A 20126-nucleotide genomic window follows, 5' to 3' on the forward strand; every position below is an offset into this window, starting at 1 on the left:
ATGCACGAATACTGCAATCATTATTACAATATGCGATAGGAGTTTTTACATGAAATTACGTACAGGACGACAGCGCCAAGTTGCGGTTATGCTGTCCTCACTTATGATATGCGGAGCTTTGTTATCCGCTTGCCAGGACGGTTCGGGCTCAGAGGAGAACCAGAATCTGAACGCAGCAGGAAGCGCACAGCAAGAGTCAGACGGTACCACGGTTCATTTGACGGAGGATACTGGCAAGGATGGCAACAACACAGGTGGGAATGACAGCTCATCTTCGGATAATAACAATGAAGGTACGGATAGTGGTTCCGGTGATGCTTCAACTGGGGCAGACGGTTCTTCTGACGCAGGCAATGGAGCCACAGCAGAAGACCCCCTGATGGAGAAACGCAGTATTAGCGCGCTGCAAACGACGATTGATGCACAAGCGGTAGTGACCAATTCAGAAGCGATGACCGTGATCGTTAACAAACAGCGCAGCTTGCCAGAAGGATACGAGCCGGATGATCTGGTGGAGCCTAACGTACCGTTTTCTTTCGACGGCCCGCATGAAAAGCGCCATATGCGCAAGGAAGCTGCCGAGGCGTTGGAGAAGCTGTTTGCCGGTGCCAAAGCGGACGACATTGAACTTCGTGCGGTATCTGGATATCGTTCTTATCAGCGTCAGGTTTCGATCTATAACAACAATGTCAAAACCAAAGGTCAAGAATACACGGATCGTGTTAGCTCTGTGCCAGGCCACAGCGAACATCAGACCGGACTAGCGATTGACGTTTCCAGTCCAAGTGTAGGCAATGCCATAGAAGAGGTGTTTGGCACATCGAAAGAAGGCCAGTGGTTGGCTGAGCATGCAGCAGAATATGGATTCATCATTCGTTATCCAAAAGGTGAGGAAGCGATAACCGGTTATGTGTACGAGCCATGGCATATCCGCTATGTCGGCACGGATCTGGCTCCTGATGTTGTGAAAAGTGGACTGACACTTGAAGAATACTTTGATGAGGCTAATATCAAGCTGTAAGCCTGGTGCTTCATTTTTTGATTGAGGACTAGGATCTCAATTTCATAGAGCCCCTGAATGATTCACTCTTGTCCAAGGCACGGGAGGTCACTCAGGGGCTTTTTGGTATGAGCTAAATTCAGCGTATACCCTATTTTATGTGCTTGTTCAGCAGGTCGGCAGACTGATATAATTCATGTTTAATCAGGAGTTCAAATCACATTTAAAGCGAGGGGAAGCAGAATGAACAGACAGCAGGTGTTTACCGGTTCTCCATGGGAGCCGCTTGTGGGATATTGCCGTGCCATTCGTGTTGGCAACCGAATTGAGGTGGCGGGTACTACAGCCATGCAGGACGGTGTTGTGGTTGGAGCAGGTGATCCATATGCACAGACAAGATTTATTTTGCAGACCATTGAAAATGCACTGAAAGAATTGGGAGCAGACATGTCTCATGTCGTGAGAACCCGCATGTTTGTTACTGACATTTCCCAGTGGGAAGAAGTAGGCAAGGCTCATGGTGAATTTTTTGGTCAGATTCAGCCTGTCGCTACGATGGTTGAGGTTCGTGCACTCATTGATCCTTTGCTGATGGTGGAGATTGAGGCAGAAGCGATTGTTGAAGCGCTAAGCTGAACTTGATGCCATAATAACGGAATAGAGCCATTACATACATATATACAAAATGCAGTATAGAGAAATAACCTTACCCCAACCTCCATAAAGGAGGAAGCGTGGGATAAGGTTATTTCTGCATTAATATAGGGTGACCTAGCTCTACTGTGCTCTACGCATACATCAAGCTAGCCTTCTTTTCTGGCAGCTTATTTCGCTTCAGGTTGATCGGCTGGTGTTTCAATGACTACTTTCCAAGCCGTTCCGATTGGCGGCAGGCTGCGAGTCAGGACCGGGCTATAGAAACCAATCACTTTGGCACCTTTAGTCAGTTCCTCTGGTTTGATCGTTTCCCCTTGATGATTTACCAGTTGTGTATCCTTGCTAATGTTCAGGATAACATGGTCAGGTGCTGTCTCTGTCAGACGGGAGCCGGAGATCTCGATCTGAGTACCGTTATCGTCTATTGTTTTTACATTTTCAATTGTGCCTGCTGTACCCAGAACTTCTTTTGGTTGTACTTCGGATTCCGAAGCAGCAGTATCCAGTACAGTGACTTTGTAAGTAGGTGTTTGTGGCGGTAAACTGAGGGTTGCAAACTCAGCATGCTCAGCTTCAACGTTCATGCCAATAGTCAGATCAGTAAGCTTGATATCCTTGCCATCCGCGGATTTGAACACGGTGTCTTCACCAACATTAAGGACGATACCATCTGTACCTGCACCGCCGATATGGATGGATTGATACTTGCCTTCACTGTTAATTCCCGTAATGACTCCACGCTCCGTAACGGTTTTCACTTCCTCTTCACTGGAGATGGTTACTTGATTACCTGTTGTATTCACTTGTGCGTGGAGTACTTTATCTGCAAACGAAGCGGGTACAAACAGTGTGCCTTTTGTGATTTCAGGCGCTGTTCCCAGCTTAAGCAGCATTTTATTAACGGAATACTGGTCTTTGCCTGTGGTGACAATTGTCCAGAGGGTACCTTTTGTCAGCTCAGCAGATTTGTTTTCCTTGTTCCATTTCAGTTCAATGCCAAGAGCTTCTGTGAGATCACGCAGTGCAATCATGGGTTCTTGACCATCCTTGTTCCAATAACCGTCAGTCATCGGTGCACCGTTCACAGATACTTTTACGGCTTCAGTTCCTTTGCTGTCTGCTGATACGGAAGTTGAATTGACGGGCTGAATGCTGTCCAGGTTTGCTGCGTATGCGGCTCCCCCGCCCAGGGCCAAGGACAGGACCATCAGGGCGCTAACTTTTTTCATGTTGTTGTTCATCGTTGATTTCATCCCTTCTCATCTTGATTATGACGCGGTAAACTCCTATTAAGGCCACGTTCCATCCTTATAGACGGGACAACTTCGTCCAGTGTTGCACTTTGAGGTAATTAATGTGAGCAGCATGTTAGTCTATTATTTGAAAAACAAGCCATATTCCCGGTTATAAGAAGCAGGATGCGGTTAAGGATCAATGAGTGGAAAACGTGTAATTCAGACTTTAAATTAACCTTGGATTACATGAGATTGTGGAGCATCCAGATATGAGGAGGGGGAAATCATATGAGTGATATGTTGGTGGCACTTTACCACTTGCCAGAGCAAGAGAGTGGACTGAAAAAGTTGGAGGAGTCCTCCATTGTTATCCGTAGAGCCATTGCACCAGAGAAGCAGGTTGTGCTGGATTGGGTGAGATCCCATTTTAGCCAGCCCTGGGTGGATGAATGTGATGTAGCTTTTGCACGTCAACCCGTGACTTGTTATATTGCGCTTGAGCATGGGAAAATGATCGGTTTCGCTTGTTATGAAGCAACGTGCCGTAATTTCTTTGGTCCAACAGGTGTTGGTCAGGAGGCACGGGGCAAAGGTGTCGGAACAGCGCTGCTGTTAGCTTGTATGCATGCCATGAAAGCGGATGGTTACGCTTACGCAATTATTGGATCTGCGGGACCTGTGGATTTCTATGCTCAGGCCCTGGGGGCCGTGAAGATCGAAAATTCAACACCAGGGATTTACAAAGGCATGCTCCGGGCAGACTAGACGATATTCATGTTCTGGAAAAGGAAGGGAGGAAGAAGATGACCACGAGCAAAATGCTGCATATCGGTATGATCGGCACAGGCTCCATCTCGGATCTTCATATGAGGTGTTATGCCAAGAACGAGAATGCCGTCATTTACGCCATCTGTGACCTGAACGAACAGCGTGCAGCCGCGGCTGCTGAGAAGTATGATGCACAATCGGTGTACACCGATTACCGGGAGATGCTGAAGGACCCGCATGTGGATGCCGTTAGTATCTGTACGTGGAATAATACGCATGCCGAATTTGCCATCGCTGCCCTGGAGGCAGGTAAACATGTGCTGTTGGAAAAACCGGTAGCAACCAATGTGGAGGATGCGCTGCGGATTGAAGAGGCTGTGAAGAAAAGCGGATGTACTTTTGTCGTGGGCTTTGTGCGTCGTTATGACAACAATATGCAGATGATGCGCAGTTTCATTGATGCGGGTGAGTTTGGTGAGTTGTACTATGCCAAAGCTTCTATCCTGCGTCGTTTGGGAAATCCGGGAGGCTGGTTTGCGGATAAAAACCGTTCCGGCGGTGGCCCGCTCATTGATCTTGGCGTACATATTATCGACCAATGCTGGTATCTGATGGGCAAACCGAAACCAGTTTCGGTGAGTGGCAATACGTATCGAAAACTGGGCAATCGTGCCCATATCGAGCATCTTTCTTTTTACAAAGCCGCAGATTACAGTTCTGCTGTCAACAATGTGGAGGATATGGCGAATGCGCTGATTCGCTTCGAGAACGGGGCTTCTTTGGCAGTAGATGTGAGCTTTACCCTGCATGCACGTGGGGAAGAATCTTCAGTCAAATTGTACGGTGAGCGTGGTGGAATTGAGCTGGAGCCTGCAACGCTAATCGTCACCGAGAAACACAATACGATCTTGAACATTGAACCTCAGACAGACTATAAAGGTCTCGATATTCACGGTGCCTTCCAGAATCAGATTGATCACTTTGTGGATTGTTGTCTGAATGGTACCGAACCCATCAGTCCCATTGCGGATGGTGTGGCTTCGACAAGGATGCTGTGCGGAATTTACGAGTCAGCCGAAAAAGGTCAGGAGATTCGTCTGGACTGATGTAGAGATTGAATCTCTAACGTAATATTAAAGGGTGTTGTTTCTCCATCTTATCATTGGAGAGACAACACCCTTTGGTTGATTCATTGATCGTGATCAGACAAAACGGATGTAAGTTTACTTTTCAAACCCTTCCAATACGATTTTGCCAATCGCAGTGCCCGATTTGCTCTTTCGGTAGGCTTCCAGCAAGTTAGCTGCATTAATTGGTTCAATCCGCTCTGCCATCGTTGTATGAATCTTGCCGTCATCCACCAGATCTGCGATTTCATTAAGTAGATGATGTTGTTCAATCATATCATCTGTCTGGAACATCGGACGGGTGAACATCATTTCCCAAACGAGTGTTACACTTTTTGAGAATAACTTTTGAAGTTCGGCTGGTTTCTCGAATGGCAGAATAGAACAAATTTTTCCTTGCGGTAAAATAACTTCTGCCATCTCATCCATATGCTCATCTATATGATTTAGCACGAAAATATATTGTACACCAGCGAGTCCGAGATCTTTAAGTTGTGGTCCAAATGGATGACGATGGTTGATCACATGGTCTGCTCCGTTTGATTTTGCCCAAGAGACTGATTCGGGACGAGAGGCAGTTGCTATAACTTTAAGTCCAGAGAGCTTGGCTAATTGAGTAGCGATCGAGCCGACGCCTCCCGCTGCCCCGATAATAAGCATACTATTGCCTTCGTTATCCGATGCATTCCTGGAAATGCCCAAGCGCTCAAAAAAAGCTTCTCCTGCCGTAAGGCTTGTCAGAGGTAAAGCTGCTGCCTGGGCAAAATCCAGATTTTTCGGCTTTCTGCCGACAATTCGTTCATCCACTAAATGAAACTCACTGTGTCCGCCTGGGCGCATATTGCTCCCCGCATAATACACTTCGTCACCAACGTTGAACAAATTGCAATCGGAACCGATGTCTACTACTACACCAGCTACATCACGACCAGGTACGGTCAGGGATAAATCGTCCGGATGTTTGGAACTATGCGATCTCCAATCCGTCGGATTGACAGACACCGCCTTCACCTCAACGAGTAAATCCTTTCCTGTAGGTTTTGGTTTCTCAACCTCTACCTCCTGAAATGGTGGTATATCGGTCTCTAGCCCAGGCTCGTAATATCCGAACGCTTTCATCATGATTGGATTTCCCATCGCTATAGTTATCCTCCTCGCAGAAATAAGTTTATATATGACGGATTGTCAAGCCAAGTGCGACAGTTCCTCTGAAAAGGATTCGTGAGCGGTTCTCCAACTCAAGCATTTACGTGGTCTATTATTGATGAAGTCAAGAGCGTTTTCCAGAGCTTCATCCGTGATTTGGGCGAAATCCGTCCCCTTGGGGAAAAATTCTCTCAGGAGACCATTCGCATTTTCATTCGAGCCGCGTTGCCAAGAAGAATAGGGATCTGCAAAATACACCCGCACGCCATGAACGGCTTCCAGGCTGGTGTAACAGGCGAATTCCTTGCCACGGTCCGCGGTAGCGGTTTGAAATGCACGGATAGGGTACTGCGAAGCCGCTACTCCAAAGGCAATCTCCATGGATAACGCGGTACGATCAGGCATGCGGATCGCTGTGTACAAGCGAGTCTTTCGTTCAATGAACGTCGCTACGCAGCCCTTGCTTTTCCCACGGCCCGAGACCACCGTATCCAATTCCCAATGGCCGAAGGTTTTCCGGTGACGAACCTCTTTCGGGCGCTGAGAGATGGACTTACCCACTGCAAACTTGCCGCGTGTTTCTGCTGGCTTCTGCCTCTTCCCTTTGTGCCTGAGAACGGCAAGCACACCGTTCACCAGACGGCCTGTATACAGCCAACGATAGATCGTTTTAAAACATACCATCGCTTGACCTTCCTGACGCAAACGCTCTACGATCTGTTCGGGAGACCAGGTCGCCTGAAGCTTTTCTTCGATGCGACTCGCGAGTTCGGGATTCCACTTCCCTGCGGAAACGGAGGCCTTACGGCGATGGACATAGCCCTCTTGAGCGTTCGCCGCGCCGTAGGGGTGTTCTGCTGTATTTCGGCGGAGTTCCCGGCCAATGGTGGCATGATGTCTGCCAAGTTCCTTGGCAATGGCTCGGGTACTTTTCCCCTGCTGGTAGAGGATTTCTAGCTTGCTGCGCTCGATTATGCTAAGATGTGTGTAGCTCATGGTGGATTCTCCTTGTGTGAATGTGGTGTAGGAACCTTCATTCTACACGAATCCGGCCATGGGCCCTTTTTTATTTATTTCCAGTAGGTGTCGCACTTCATATTACAATCCGTCATATAAAATATATAGTATAATATCAAAAATAAACAGTAGTATCATTTTTGGTTTATAGTATCAATAATGATACTAATGGAGTTTGATTTGTAAAAAAATAAAGACTCCCTTTACTCCTGAAACAGAAACAAACCATTGGTCTGAATTCATCGGAGAGGAAGTCTTTGTGATAAGAGTTCATTTATTTAGCGGTGAGTTCTCATACCCCGGATCATCATAATCCGTATCTTGCAGCCGTGAAAGTACGTTCATGCTCTCAATCGCCTGGCGGGTATCCGTGGTGCCATGGTCGTAAAGAAACGTGTACAGCAACGTCATGCCATCTGAGAATTGTTCTGTGGCTTCGTCATGATCCGCCGATTTGTAGGGTACCGGAGCTCGTTGCAATGTATAGGCATCTTCATCCTCCAGCACTTTCATCAGGTCTTTTAGCCGATTTAGCTGTTCATCGTCCACCATGACTTCAAAGGGTGTTGATTCGTTCTTGGTCTGTTCAATGAGATTATGGGTTACCGATACATAGTAATGCTTTTTGCCGTCCTGCATAATCCAACCTCCATTCTAAAATGGAAAAAAGACGCTTCTACTGTTAATAAACAGCAGGAAGCGCCCTGAAACGAATGGCTATCGTTCATTTCGTCTTACTCATCAAGATGCTCGGTTACAACCGACCATCCATTGCCTTTTCCATCTAAACGACCTTGCTCAAAAAAATCAATTCCATTAACTGTGATACTCACTGCAACCATTTCCGGTTCATTTTCTACGGGATCTAAAACAATAAATCCTTTGTTCAATAAATATGTGACCGTTCTCTGTCTCTCTATGTGTGCATCCGGATAGAATCTTTTTTTGGGGACGATACAAGCAGGGTTTTCAGTAAACCATATCGTATACAGTTCTTGTAATATATCGAATCTTTCTTGTATCCGCTCTTTAATTACAGCTTCCAGTTCCATAACTCACCTCTTCTAATTTGGGCAAAGGGGCTATCTTGAAAGGGATGCTCCTCTCGCCAAGCGTTAACGAACCTACTGCATCCTAAAAGGCTAATTCAAAGATTACATATTTTAACGAACTTCAGTGACCTTATTTAGGTATCAAAAGGCTTTAGTACCTAGAACTGGCAAAATAGATGAAATAAGGTCTCTGTGATTCGTTACAACTCAGCTCTAAGCAAATCGAAGCAAATAGCGTGTGTTAGTTTTGTTAGGCAAAAAACAAGAGCTGCCAACCTGCATACATTCATGACTTACGGGACAGCTCTTCCTCTGAACGTCATATAATGTGCATTGGCTATACTTGCTTGTTACCTTCCGAACCGGCTAGTTACTGGAACCTTTCGGGTACCGGCCTCCATGGTGCCTGAACATAGCGGGCAGGGTGGAGGACCAGAGGTCGCCTTTTTGGATGACTTGGCAGAAGCACCATCCGGTTTCTGACGAAGCCATGCTTTACAGGTGGAAGAACTGCACTTCCAGATCGCTACGGTCTCTGTACGTTCTGCACCCGAAGAATGGGACCCCGAACTGCTGGAGGACGAAGTGGTCTGACTTATACCCGTGGTGCTGAACGCCGTGTGATTGCGAATCACCCCGCTGCCGCGCCGCTCACCGAGACGATCTTCTTCTCGTTCATCGAGTACTTCAAAATCACGCCGATCACTTTGACGGATTGCGCTGCGCTGATCTGCACCACGCTGAACTGGACTCACTGCATCCCGTCCCTGCGGCCGCGAACCTGAACGGGCGTATGCTACATTTCCATTTCTACTTTCATTGCCGTTAGCTTTACCATTCGTGTTCCCGTTACCCTTCCAGTTGCTGCTACCGCTGCCATATGACGCGTGATTGCCAGTCGGGCCATCCTCGCGTATTTTGCGTTTGTCCGGTACCTCCATGCCGAAGGCCTCCAGCAGAAAGCGGGAAACGTCCGCCGGTTTTCCGTGATGACTGGCGGGAGAAGTGACGTATAAATACTGTTTGGCCCGCGTGATTGCGACATAGGCGAGTCTTCGCTCTTCTTCCAGTGCCATGTCGAGTTCGGCATCAGTCTGCTGCACCGTAAGAGCAGCCTTCTGGTCTTCAGGGATATCCTGCCGCAGTGCCGTGTTGTGAGGCACGATTCCTTCGCTGGCCCCGATCCAGTATACACATGGGAATTCAAGTCCCTTGGCCCTGTGAATCGTCATTAGTTGGACTGCATCGCTGTCCTGTGAACGGCGCAGTGATTCCATCTCGCGGTGTCTGCGGGATAGTTCATCGGCGAATTGGATGAACTCTTCAACGGTCTCGAATTTTTTGGCCGCAGCCTCAAATTCGTCCAGTGTCTCCAGCATCGTTTCCTTATAATGGGTAAAGATGCTGGGATCACCGCTTTCCATATACTTGTCGTAAAACTGGCGGCGCATCTCCTGGATCGCGATCACCGGTTTCAGCTTTGTCAGTGATTTGATCAGCTTGATGCGTTCCTTGACCTGCTCCTGTTGAAAAGGCTTTAGCTTGTCCCATTTGGCGAGATGAATGAGCGGATATTTCTTCGCTTGCTGCTCTTCACTGCGTTGAATCCACTCCAGTCCTGCATCGCGGGAAACATAGAGAGGCCCAAGTGCACTCGGCAGAGCATCTACAGCACGTGGATTCAGGGACAAGCGCATATGATCCATCAGCGGTCGAATCAGTGACTGGTCGTAGAAGACCGGAGAAGCGCCGTGTTGTACAAACGGCACATCTTTCAACACAAGCTGCTCAAATATTGCCCGACTGCTGCTGGCAGTCCGGTGCAGTATCGCGATATCCCGATACGTATGCAGACCTTCCTCGACTTGCTGACACAACTGGTTAACAACCCAAGCTGCTTCTTCCTCGGCATTGGAGGGGGTTGCGAACCGGGGGGCATCTCCACGATGTCCGGCTGCGCGCAGCCGCTTGTCACGTCTTCGCTTGTTCCTGGCGACCAATTCACTGCCCAGTCCCAGGATACGCGCATCGCTGCGGTAGTTGATATCCAGCGTCACGATGCGTGCACCGGGGTAAACTTTATCGAATTCCAAAATGGATTCCTGCCGTGCCCCATTAAACGTATAGATCGTCTGGTCATCGTCTCCCACAACCATCAGGTTGCGATGGGCGGCAGCCAGTTTTTGTACAATTTCATATTGCAGACTGTTCGTATCCTGGAACTCATCGACCATGATGTACTGAAAACGCTGCTGAAGCGGCCCCAGTACAGCAGGATCACGAAGCAGAGCGGCAGCTCGCAGCAAAATATCATCAAAATCCATTTTGTTGCGATCCCGTTTCCAGGCTTCATAACCAAGGAGAACACGTTTGGCATCCCGTTCCTCCTGTGATTTCTCGGGAAGATCGCTCGTCTCTGAGCCTTGCATTTTCCAAGCGGACAGCATAGCCAGCAGACTCTCAGGCTGAAAAGCCTCACTCATGCCACTCTGACGCAGAAGCATCTTAAGCACCGTATGCTGCGCACGGGACTCACCAAAAATTTCCTCCTGCACGCCGTAATGACGCAGCAGCGTCAGCGCAAACGAGTGGAATGTACGGGCCTGCACCGCTCGTGCGGCTGCGGGACGAATACCAGGCAGCGATGCAATGCGGTCCTTCATCTCCGTGGCAGCTTTGTTCGTGAACGTCACCAGCAGGATGCTTCCCGCGTGAGCACCACTAACCTCCATCAGGTAGCCGGCACGTGCAGCCAGTACGGTTGTTTTGCCGCAGCCAGCTCCTGCGAGAGTCAGCAGGGGTCCTTTGCCGTGGCGAACCGCTGAGATTTGGGGTCCGTTCAGACGGATGCCTACCTCTTCCAGAGAGCGGAAATAAGGCGCATCCCGTTCATCGCTGGCCACGAGCTGCCTACTGGTCTCCAGCGGAGCTGAAGGGGACTGGGGCAGGGATGCTGCCGGGGTAACCCCGAGCGGACGGGGGTAAAACGTTGAGTTCGGACTTAACATCATTCATCCACCTCTATATGCATTCAGGGATAGGACTATCCCGGCTTAAAAGTAATTCATTTGCCCTTTTCACAATCGCATTGTAAATTGGTATGATAGGGATAACCGCCCAATTAGGCGGATCAGCAGGGCCAAAGCTTCATTATACCCGAACGTATGGTCCTGACGAAAGCCCCCGAATTCATCCAGCATCGGCAGAAAACGGGCATTCACGCGAGATTTCGCAACTTTTTGGCATGATATCGTATAAGTTATATACTATAAAAAAATCAAATGAAAATGAGTTTTGGAACAAATGGGTGTTGAATCAAAAGATTCAACTTCTGACGGGACAGAGGAGGAGAAGTCATGAAACTGCTTCAACGGATTAAGAACGGAGCAAACAAAGCAACAGAGCGTGCCCAGCACGCCGTTGAAATCGGAAAAATAAATAATCAGATTGTGGGCTTGCAGCAGGAACAGGAAGTCCATTTTACAGATATGGGTCGTATCTTCTATGAAGGTTATCGCGCACAGGACATGACGCGTGCCGAAAAAGAGATGGTGGATCTATCGGGGCTGTGCGATGAATTGCAGGATGAGATCGATGGACTGCGCAACAAGATTGCACAACTCAAAAATGAGCGCTTATGCGAGTGTGGTCACGTCGCTTCACTGGATGCCAACTTCTGTCCGAAATGCGGACGCAAGCTGGGTGAATTCAAACCCGCAGCAGCATCTGTAGGGGCGACAAACCCTGCGAGACAGGAAGCAGCCGTGGCCCAAAGCCCGGAGCGACCAATCTATGATGCGCCAGTTGAAGAGGAACTGGAGGAAGCTGAGCCGTATCACACAGTAATTCCGTCCATTGCGGACCTGGAGACCGAATCCGAGTATAACAGTACGGAATTTACTCAAGAGGAAAAGGAAGCATTCGATGCCGAGTGGGAACGTCGTCGGGATGAAGAAATGCAACGGGAGCGTGAGCGCCAGCAGGAACTGGATGAGCGTATTCGGTACTGGAAAGAAAATAATCCGATCGTGAATACGGTGGACGTACAGACCGAAGTGCCGCGCGAAATGGTGAATTGTCAGATTTGTGCAGCAGAGCTGCCTAAAGGTTCGAAATGGTGCCCACGCTGCGGAGCAGAACAGATCTGATGCAGTAGATGCGCTGCCGTATCATTGTGTGGCAGTGCTGGTTGCTTACAGCATGGGGGGACGGGAATATGGACCAACTGCTGCATCATTTGCGTCATCTGGGGTTTACCGAGATGGAATCTAAAATTATGGTGGAACTCGCTCGTCAAGGCTCGGCCTCGGGATATGAGGTTGCAAAAAGGCTGGGTGTGTCCCGTTCCAATGTATATGCCACCCTGCAACGGCTGGAACAGCGGGGATTCCTGCGTTGCAGCGCAGGCGAGCCTGCGAAATACAGTGTCTTGAAGCCTGAGGAGATGACAAGCATGATCTCCGGTCAGATGCGTGCATCTCTTGAATATGTGCAGAGCAGCATGCCGCAGCATGAGCCGGAGAAGCCGGTCTTTTACAACATTGAAGGCGACAAAAATGTATTTGAGAATCTAAGCCGTGAACTGGCTGAGTCCAAACATGAGATTGTGGTGGACGTGTGGCGTGAGGAAGCGGAATTGTTGCGTGCCGACTTGCAGCGTGCTGAAGACAGAGGCGTGCGCCTGTTATGGTCATGTGATGGTGGAGAGGGGATTATGGATCAGCCCGCTCCTTGGCCTGGTTTGCCTTCATACGGAGCAGGTAATGGCCGAAAGTTCTCTTTAGTGGTAGATCGTCGTTGGTGCATGTTAGGGATGCGCGGGGAATCTTGCGCCACTCAAGCGATGGTAACAGAACATCCGGTCATGACCGGACTGCTGTTGAATCATTTTGCTCAGGAATTGGTGTTGTATGAACTGGAGCAGGACATGGGGGAGGAACTGGAGTCACGGTACGGGCCTCGATACCAAAACCTCTCGGCACGTTATTGGTCAGTACCTTCAGAGTGAGTATGAACTCCAAAATACATGCTTAAAGGAAGCAGGCGTTGCCATGAGGCAGACGCCTCTTCATGTTAGTTAACAGAAGCAGTGATGTTCATCACAGCAAATGTTCCCTGTTGAGCTAATGTAATAGGGTATGAATTCATGCTATTTTTGAGAAAATGAAGCTATGAACGTAACTTTATCCTAGGCAAATTGGTTAGTTTTTGGGCAAGTGAACTAACGCTTCAAGTACATCAATATAATATTCCGTACCGTGTGGCACGAACTCGGCTGCTCTAATCTCGCGCATGTGACGTGTTTGAACGGGGAGAGGAACAGAATTACTATTTGCCTGATCCGCTGGGTCGGACGCTGGCTGAGCGGCTTGCACACCTGCGGCTTGAATCACATGGATTTCGCCACGGAACAAGGCAATCAGGCCATCCAAAGGCACTTCGTAGAGGCTGTCGACTTCGCTTGCCTGCAAGGTATAGGCTTCGAGAGGCTGGTTCAAGCACAGTCCAAAAACAGAGCTGAATTCCCGATCGATAAAAGGTACACCACGAACCTGCCCTTCAAGTTGCTGTCTTGCCGTCAACAGGTAGGTCAGCGTTTCAAAAGGCGCTTGTACCCCGAGTTCTTCCTCGAGCTCACGACTGGCTTCATGCAGCTGTTCGCCAGCTGTGAGGTGTCCTGCTGCGGTAATGTCGTAACATCCGGGGAAGGTATCCTTGATATCCCGTCTTCGTTGAAATAGAACCAACCGCTGTGAGCCTTCGTCTCGCACGATCCAGCAGTGGAATGAACAGTGCCAGAATCCCTTGGCATGGACCACGCTGCGCAGCTCTGTACCTATCCAATTTTGCTGATCGTCGTAAATGTCGAAACGTTCTGGGGTCATGATACGTATCTCCTTATATAGCAAGTTTTAAAGTTCAAAATTTCACAAAGTATGTTTTAAACGAAAGGGGAACCATCTTATGGAATGCATTGTACACTTTCAGGTCATTTATCCGCAACCTCAGGAACGTAAAAGTCTGAGAGGTCTTATATTTGTTGGACAGGGTCAGGAACCGGCGAATAGCCAGCTAACCACGATGTTTAAGGATATGGGATTCAACGTACGTTTGGAAGACGAGAGCCAATTGTTGTTCAAACCTGTGGATGCGTCGATGAATTTTGATTATATCCGGGTAACAGAGCTTGATACCGGGGAAGAGGTTTATAAGGAAGATCGGGATTTGAAGTCGATTTTGGAACACTTGTTGCCGCGTCGATTCTAGTTTGTAAGCATGGTGAGCGTGAGATAACAATGACAGTAGAGCAACATACCCTGCTTGTGAGATAAAGAAAGGCCCCACCTTTACGGTGAGACCTTTCATGTGGGAGCCGATTTGATTCCACCCGCCCCGTGCGGGATTGCAACAACACGGATGAAGAAGCATGACGGACAGATCGAGCAGGAGTTCTTTTACATAAACCTTTATATATTCACAATTATCCGCTACTGTTCTCTATACAGAGTTTGGGTACACTTTAAATTATGATGAACTTGAAGCATGGAATCGATTAAGCTGTTGCTCCGCTACCTTCTGCTTCCAGCTGTGAAGTACAGTGCGAACAGCGAGTAGCTGCAGCCGGAATTTCGGACAGACAGTATTTGCAAGCCTTGGTCGTTTTTTGCGGCTCGGGCTTTTTGTGTTCTTTGCTTTTGATGTAATTGATACCCTTCACCAACATGAAAATACAGAAAGCGACGATGAGAAAATCAATCATCACGTTGATAAACTGCCCATAGGCAATCACCGTAGCGCCAGCCTCATTGGCTTGAGCAAGAGTTGTGATCTCCTGTCCACTGGCTGTTTTCATATCCCGATCCAAATTAATGATCTTCTGACTGAAATCAATGCCTCCAAGCAGTTTACCTACCGGTGGCATGATAATATCATTCACGAGGGACGTGACAATTTTACCAAAAGCAGCCCCGATAATAACACCGACCGCCAGATCAATGACGTTGCCACGTACAGCAAATTCTTTAAATTCCTTTAGTACGCCTTTCATGTCTGCAAATCTCCTTTACCTAATAAATTCATAATACAGGCGGCGTTTCCATCGATTCTCCGTTCGGACACGCGCTTCCGTTCTCATATTGTACATAAAAATACCGCAGCAATCATCCCTTTAATGCAAATTAAGACAAGTTTCCGCAACTTCCATGAAAATACTTCTTTATTTCACGCCGCCGATTCGGTATACTTCTAACATTATCAGTTCCGTTCATACTTTTATATTCAGGTTCGCGATCATACATTGTAACGAATCATGGAGCTTTAAAAATTTAATATGCCGACTCGTATATGTGCAGGAATAGGCCTGCATGTTTCTACCCGATCACCGGAATGATCGGACTACGGGAAAGATCCTGCAACGTTGTTAAGGTATGGAGAGAGATGATTATCGGACATTGTGTCTGAAAAAGGATGTTCAGGTAGCTTCATATCCCTTCTTGAATAGGGAGTTTGAGGTTTGCTCTGAGTTATCCTGTTATCATGCTCTTCCATTACATTATACTTGCAGTATCCATGCGGCTTGTCCACATATGTACAAGTCCGTCTTTTCCCGTCTCCGGTTCTTCCGCAGCGTGTAAAAAGGCGGGCTTTTTGTTTTTTTACAGCGGGGATCGAGGTCATGCAGGCTTCTGTACGGGAGGGCGCACAGGGGGAAGAATTACGATGCAATTGTTAAAAGACAAGGTAATACAGGAAGGCATTGTCCTGTCCGAGCAGGTACTCAAAGTGGATTCATTCCTGAACCACCAGATGGACCCGGTTCTGATGAAGGAAGTGGGCAAGGAGTTCATCCGCCGTTTTGAAGGGGAGAACATCACGCGTGTACTGACGATTGAATCCTCAGGGATCGCACCAGGCATCATGACTGCGCTGGAACTCAACGTTCCGCTTATTTTTGCACGGAAGCAGAAGTCACTTACGCTCACGGAAGATATTTTGGTGGAGAAGGTGTACTCCTTTACCAAGCAGGAGACCAATGAAATTACAGTTGCGAAGAAGTTCATGCAGCCTGGTGACCGTGTACTGATTATTGATGACTTTCTAGCCAATGGCGAGGCGGCATTTGGTCTGGCTCGCATTGTAGAGCAGGTAGGCGCGGAAGTAGTGGGTATTGGCATCGTGATTGAAAAGGCGTTCCAACCAGGAGGCCGCTTGCTGAAAGAAGCAGGATACCGTGTGGAATCGCTGGTTCGCATCGGGGCGTTATCAGACGGAAAAGTTACGTTTGCGGACGAGGAGGTCACGATCTAATATGGCACGCGAACGTATTTTTCAGCGGCATCGGCATCCGATCAAAACGTTCTCGCTTGGTCTTCAGCACGTGCTGGCGATGTATGCAGGAGCTGTCGTTGTACCGATTATTGTAAGCAAGGCCCTTGGTTTTACAACGGAGCAGTTGACTTATCTGATTGCGATTGACCTGCTCGCCTGTGGTGTGGCAACACTGCTTCAGGTATGGGGCAATCGTTTCTTCGGAGTGGGGCTGCCCGTCATGCTTGGTTGTGCATTCCAGGCTGTATCACCGATGATCTTAATTGGGATGAAGAGCGGCGTGTCTGCCATTTATGGTGCGATTATTGCGTCAGGGATATTTGTTGTATTGTTCTCGGGCATTTTTGGCAAATTGATTCGGCTCTTTCCGCCAGTCGTCACTGGATCAGTAGTAACCATTATTGGTCTGACCCTGATTCCGGTTGCGTTCAACGATCTCGGTGGCGGTCAGGGCGCAGAGGACTTTGGCAGTGGGGTTCATCTTCTGCTCGGATTCGGTGTATTGGTGTTCATCATTCTGATGACACGGTTCACGACAGGATTCGTTCGTTCCATCTCGGTGCTGATCGGCCTTCTCGTGGGCACAGTGGCAGCAGGGCTTATGGGTGAAGTGAACTTTGCCCCCATTCGTGAAGCAAGCTGGTTCCATGTCGTGCAGCCGTTCTACTTTGGTACGCCGACGTTTGAGATTGTGCCGATTCTGACTATGATTTTGGTGGCGATTGTCAGCGTAGCTGAATCCACTGGTGTATTTATGGCTCTCGGCAAAATCTTGGATAAAGACTTGTCTTCCAAAGATCTGGCCCGTGGCTATCGTGCAGAAGGTTTGGCGATTGTGCTGGGTGGTATCTTCAACTCATTCCCTTACACGACCTATTCACAAAACGTAGGGCTTGTACAGATGACTCGTGTCAAAACGCGTGATGTAATCGTTGTAGCGGGTGGACTACTTGTGGTCATCGGCTTTGTACCGAAAATTGCTGCATTGGCACAGCTTGTTCCAGGTTCTGTTCTTGGCGGGGCCATGGTTGCTTTGTTCGGTATGGTGGTATCGTCTGGTATTCGTATTCTGGGCAGCCAGGTTGATCTGAACCGTCATGAGAACCTGTTCATCATCGCCTGCTCTGTAGGCATGGGGCTGGGTGTAACGGTTGTGCCTCAATTGTTCGCAGGTGCGCCGGACTGGGCACAGATTATGCTCGGTAATGGAATCATTGCAGGTAGTTTTACGGCCATTTTCATGAATTTGCTGTTTAATGGTCTGGGTACTCAAGCAACGGCTGACAAAATGGCTGAACGTCAAGCGGATGTGATCCTTGGAGATAACGGCAAGTCGGCGTAAAAAGTACTACATCGTCGTTGTTATTACCCGACACCTTCAACATGTATATTATGTTAACTTTAAATTCCTCATGGATTGAATAATAAATGTTGTGAATAAAAAAGTTAAACAGCCTGAACTATTCAGGGGATGAATCATCTATCCAGTGAATCGTTATTGAAGACATAATAAATGAAATAAATGAAACACCGGAGACCTTGCTCGTTAGTGGTATTATCCCCTTTAAGTAGACACTTAAAAAAACCTTCATGTTATCATGAGGGTTCAAGTGACACTTGGAGGGGATATTTTTATGGCCAAAAAAGGACAAACATTTCAGACGTATACCGAAGAGTTTAAATTGAATGCAGTTAGATCCTATGTCGAAGGTTCTTCAAGTTACAAAGTGGTCGCTGATCGCGAAGGAATTCGAAACTGTTCACAACTGAAGGTGTGGGTAAAAAAATGGAAAAACGGGGAAGTGTTTGATGAGCGAAAAAACAATGTTCCGAATCCAATGAAAGGACGTCCTCGTACTGCCTTTAGCAGTGTAGAAGAAGAACGGGATTACCTTCAAGCACAGGTGGATTATTTAAAAAAGCGGTATCCAAATCTAGTAAAGGAGAAGCGCTGAGCCAACGGGAGAACTACGATATCATAGACGAATTGCGCTGCTCGCATGGCATTACACGCCTATTATCGATTACAGGAATACCCCGTTCCAGTTACTACAAATGGCGAGCAACACAGCCGCAGCGAGACGCAAGACAAGACCGTGAGCGTGAGATCAAAGAACACATGATGGCTATTCATTTTGCAAACCGAGAGTTTGGTTATCCTCGCATGACAACGGCGTTGTGGGAGGCTGGTCTGAACGTTAATCACAAGAAAGTATGGCGAATCATGCGGGAACTATCGATCCAATCGGTAATTCGTAAGAAGCGGAAGAAGTCCAGCTATACGCCATCTGTGATTTATCCGAATCGCCTGAAGCGCCAGTTTCATGCGACAGCACCCCAGCAAAAAATGGTGACGGATATTACCTATATTCCGAATGGAAGTACATTTGTTTACCTGTCCGTGATTCAAGACCTGTTCAACAATGAGATTGTAGCTTGGCAGTTGTCTAAACGGAACGATGTTCAGCTCGTATTGGATACGGTGGAACAATGGACACAAAAAAGAGACGTTTCAGAAGCCGTGCTCCATTCGGATCAGGGCTTCCAATACACGTCTCAGGCGTACAACACACGATTAGAAGCATTCGGCGTGAAGGGCAGCCACTCTCGCAAAGCAACCTGCCTAGATAACGCATGCATCGAATCCTTCTTTTCGCATCTCAAGACAGAGAAGCTGTACCTTAACCAGTGTAATTCAGAAGTAGAGATTCGACAAGCCGTGGAAGATTATATGTACAATTACAACTACCGACGCTTTCAAGCCAAACTCAAACAGCGCGCACCGATTGAATATCGATGCGCACTGGCAGCATAGCTTTTTTTATCTGTCTACTTGACAGGGGTAAGACCATAGAGAGCAGGAGATCCGGTGTTTTTTCTTTTTTTTGCCGAAAACAAGATGGATTATTATGTAGACTCACAGGATGAATTACTTTGGGAGGAAGCCTATAGACACGTTACATCTTACAGATGCCGCATCTGTTTCTCTGCAAAGTCTCCGACCCACGGCAGCTTAAGCCATTTGCCTTGCAGACTGGTCACCACCATGAGAAGCCAGACCACCACACCAAGCAGGGACAATAGCGATGCCAGCAGTGGCCCAAACAGTGGGAGAAATGCACACAACACATGACCGACCATAATGAGGCCAAATACCGTGACGGATTGAAGTGCATGAAACAGAACGAATCGGCTGCGTTTTTCTACAGCCAGAAAGATGATTCCGCCTACAAAAGTGAACAGATAACAGAGCATGCCGGCAATATTTTCATCCAGACCGCTTGATGATTTCATGGGGGACATTCGGTCCAGCCTCCTTTGTCCTTTTTAACTAGGTTATGAGGGAGGTGGACAGAACTGAACCAGATGGGACGAAATGTATCTTTGCTGGATGAAAAGGGACATGTTCCTTTTGCTGCTTTGGAACATGCCCCTTTTCATGCATCATTAATATAACTTAACGGTCGCCACGCTGAAAGTGTCTGCGTGGATGTGTGGTCTTGCCAATTTTATCGGTGTCATTCTCTTTAGGAACCAAACGCTCGTCAGTACGACCTTCGTGATGGTTGTCAAAGGCGAATTCTGTCAGTTCCCATTCTGTCTTGCCCAGAACGGGATCGGCAGGGAAGTGTTGTCCCCGATGCAGATGTTCTTCTTGTCCAGCCTCATTGGTGTATATTCCGTCCACTTCCACCTTTTCATGTGAAAGGGGCAGCATTTCTTTATCTTTCTCAGCCATGAAACAACGCCTCCTTAGATCCCAGTAATTTAACTGTATGGGTTGTCCGTGATAATA

At 47.9% G+C, this 20126-nt stretch carries 21 protein-coding genes and 1 riboswitch; of the genes, 11 read left to right on the forward strand and 10 right to left on the reverse strand.

Annotation, left to right across the window (positions count from 1 at the left end):
* Positions 1–49: 49 nt before the first annotated feature.
* Complete coding sequence (locus RS891_RS02975; protein WP_315794378.1) at positions 50–1021, forward strand: M15 family metallopeptidase; 972 nt, start codon at positions 50–52, stop codon at positions 1019–1021.
* Positions 1022–1243: 222 nt separating this feature from the next.
* Positions 1244–1636 carry a RidA family protein gene (locus RS891_RS02980; protein WP_315794379.1) on the forward strand — a complete coding sequence of 131 codons (393 nt, stop codon included), beginning with the start codon at positions 1244–1246 and terminating at the stop codon, positions 1634–1636.
* Between the two features lie 188 nt (positions 1637–1824).
* Here RS891_RS02980 and RS891_RS02985 read toward each other — a convergent pair whose 3' ends face one another.
* Positions 1825–2898: a copper amine oxidase N-terminal domain-containing protein gene (locus RS891_RS02985; protein ID WP_315794380.1), complete on the reverse strand. Its 1074-nt coding sequence runs from the start codon at positions 2896–2898 to the stop codon at positions 1825–1827.
* A 282-nt stretch (positions 2899–3180) separates the two neighbouring features.
* Here RS891_RS02985 and RS891_RS02990 point away from each other — a divergent pair, with 282 nt between their 5' ends.
* Entirely contained in the window at positions 3181–3657 is a 477-nt protein-coding gene (locus RS891_RS02990; RefSeq protein WP_315794381.1) for a GNAT family N-acetyltransferase, read from the forward strand.
* Positions 3658–3695: 38 nt separating this feature from the next.
* Positions 3696–4766 (forward strand): Gfo/Idh/MocA family protein, encoded by a 1071-nt coding sequence (locus RS891_RS02995; RefSeq protein ID WP_315794382.1) that lies wholly within the window; start codon positions 3696–3698, stop codon positions 4764–4766.
* A gap of 117 nt (positions 4767–4883) precedes the next feature.
* Here the strand turns inward: RS891_RS02995 and RS891_RS03000 are convergent, their stop codons facing one another.
* The 5 genes from RS891_RS03000 to RS891_RS03020 form a co-directional block, all read right to left on the reverse strand.
* A complete protein-coding gene (locus RS891_RS03000; protein ID WP_315794383.1) occupies positions 4884–5924 on the reverse strand; it encodes a zinc-binding alcohol dehydrogenase family protein in 1041 nt (346 codons plus the stop codon).
* 48 nt (positions 5925–5972) lie between these two features.
* Entirely contained in the window at positions 5973–6929 is a 957-nt protein-coding gene (locus RS891_RS03005) for an IS30 family transposase (protein ID WP_315792510.1), read from the reverse strand.
* Between the two features lie 291 nt (positions 6930–7220).
* Positions 7221–7589: a hypothetical protein gene (locus tag RS891_RS03010; RefSeq protein WP_113055055.1), complete on the reverse strand. Its 369-nt coding sequence runs from the start codon at positions 7587–7589 to the stop codon at positions 7221–7223.
* Positions 7590–7684: 95 nt separating this feature from the next.
* Positions 7685–8002, reverse strand: coding sequence for a hypothetical protein (locus RS891_RS03015; RefSeq protein ID WP_315794384.1), 318 nt, complete (start codon positions 8000–8002; stop codon positions 7685–7687).
* Between the two features lie 350 nt (positions 8003–8352).
* On the reverse strand, positions 8353–11010 hold the full coding sequence (locus RS891_RS03020) for a UvrD-helicase domain-containing protein (RefSeq protein ID WP_315796147.1): 2658 nt from the start codon (positions 11008–11010) through the stop codon (positions 8353–8355).
* Between the two features lie 348 nt (positions 11011–11358).
* Between RS891_RS03020 and RS891_RS03025 the strand changes: the two genes are divergently transcribed.
* Both RS891_RS03025 and RS891_RS03030 read left to right on the forward strand, forming a co-directional pair.
* Positions 11359–12150 carry a zinc ribbon domain-containing protein gene (locus tag RS891_RS03025; protein ID WP_076290558.1) on the forward strand — a complete coding sequence of 264 codons (792 nt, stop codon included), beginning with the start codon at positions 11359–11361 and terminating at the stop codon, positions 12148–12150.
* A gap of 68 nt (positions 12151–12218) precedes the next feature.
* A complete protein-coding gene (locus RS891_RS03030) occupies positions 12219–13010 on the forward strand; it encodes a TrmB family transcriptional regulator (RefSeq protein WP_315794385.1) in 792 nt (263 codons plus the stop codon).
* A gap of 193 nt (positions 13011–13203) precedes the next feature.
* Here RS891_RS03030 and RS891_RS03035 read toward each other — a convergent pair whose 3' ends face one another.
* On the reverse strand, positions 13204–13887 hold the full coding sequence (locus tag RS891_RS03035) for an NUDIX hydrolase (RefSeq protein ID WP_315794386.1): 684 nt from the start codon (positions 13885–13887) through the stop codon (positions 13204–13206).
* 79 nt (positions 13888–13966) lie between these two features.
* Between RS891_RS03035 and RS891_RS03040 the strand changes: the two genes are divergently transcribed.
* On the forward strand, positions 13967–14269 hold the full coding sequence (locus RS891_RS03040) for a hypothetical protein (RefSeq protein WP_076290555.1): 303 nt from the start codon (positions 13967–13969) through the stop codon (positions 14267–14269).
* 286 nt (positions 14270–14555) lie between these two features.
* Here RS891_RS03040 and mscL read toward each other — a convergent pair whose 3' ends face one another.
* A complete protein-coding gene (mscL, locus tag RS891_RS03045; RefSeq protein ID WP_113055050.1) occupies positions 14556–15050 on the reverse strand; it encodes a large conductance mechanosensitive channel protein MscL in 495 nt (164 codons plus the stop codon).
* A 270-nt stretch (positions 15051–15320) separates the two neighbouring features.
* A riboswitch (purine riboswitch) is annotated at positions 15321–15420 on the forward strand.
* Between the two features lie 301 nt (positions 15421–15721).
* Here mscL and RS891_RS03050 point away from each other — a divergent pair.
* The 4 genes from RS891_RS03050 to RS891_RS03065 all read left to right on the forward strand — a co-directional run bounded on the left by RS891_RS03050 (position 15722) and on the right by RS891_RS03065 (position 19145).
* On the forward strand, positions 15722–16309 hold the full coding sequence (locus RS891_RS03050) for a xanthine phosphoribosyltransferase (protein WP_063567892.1): 588 nt from the start codon (positions 15722–15724) through the stop codon (positions 16307–16309).
* Between the two features lies 1 nt (position 16310).
* Positions 16311–17672 carry a nucleobase:cation symporter-2 family protein gene (locus RS891_RS03055; protein ID WP_113055049.1) on the forward strand — a complete coding sequence of 454 codons (1362 nt, stop codon included), beginning with the start codon at positions 16311–16313 and terminating at the stop codon, positions 17670–17672.
* Positions 17673–17964: 292 nt separating this feature from the next.
* Positions 17965–18285, forward strand: a complete 321-nt coding sequence (locus tag RS891_RS03060; RefSeq protein WP_315793342.1) for a transposase — start codon at positions 17965–17967, stop codon at positions 18283–18285.
* A 23-nt stretch (positions 18286–18308) separates the two neighbouring features.
* Complete coding sequence (locus RS891_RS03065) at positions 18309–19145, forward strand: IS3 family transposase (protein WP_315796124.1); 837 nt, start codon at positions 18309–18311, stop codon at positions 19143–19145.
* Positions 19146–19294: 149 nt separating this feature from the next.
* Here the strand turns inward: RS891_RS03065 and RS891_RS03070 are convergent, their stop codons facing one another.
* Both RS891_RS03070 and RS891_RS03075 read right to left on the reverse strand, forming a co-directional pair.
* Positions 19295–19633, reverse strand: a complete 339-nt coding sequence (locus RS891_RS03070; protein WP_099858792.1) for a DUF4870 domain-containing protein — start codon at positions 19631–19633, stop codon at positions 19295–19297.
* 154 nt (positions 19634–19787) lie between these two features.
* A complete protein-coding gene (locus RS891_RS03075; protein ID WP_113055048.1) occupies positions 19788–20069 on the reverse strand; it encodes a transposase in 282 nt (93 codons plus the stop codon).
* Positions 20070–20126: the final 57 nt, after the last annotated feature.

Origin of the sequence: Paenibacillus sp. BIC5C1, assembly GCF_032399705.1 — a bacterium.
Taxonomy (GTDB): domain Bacteria; phylum Bacillota; class Bacilli; order Paenibacillales; family Paenibacillaceae; genus Paenibacillus; species Paenibacillus taichungensis_A.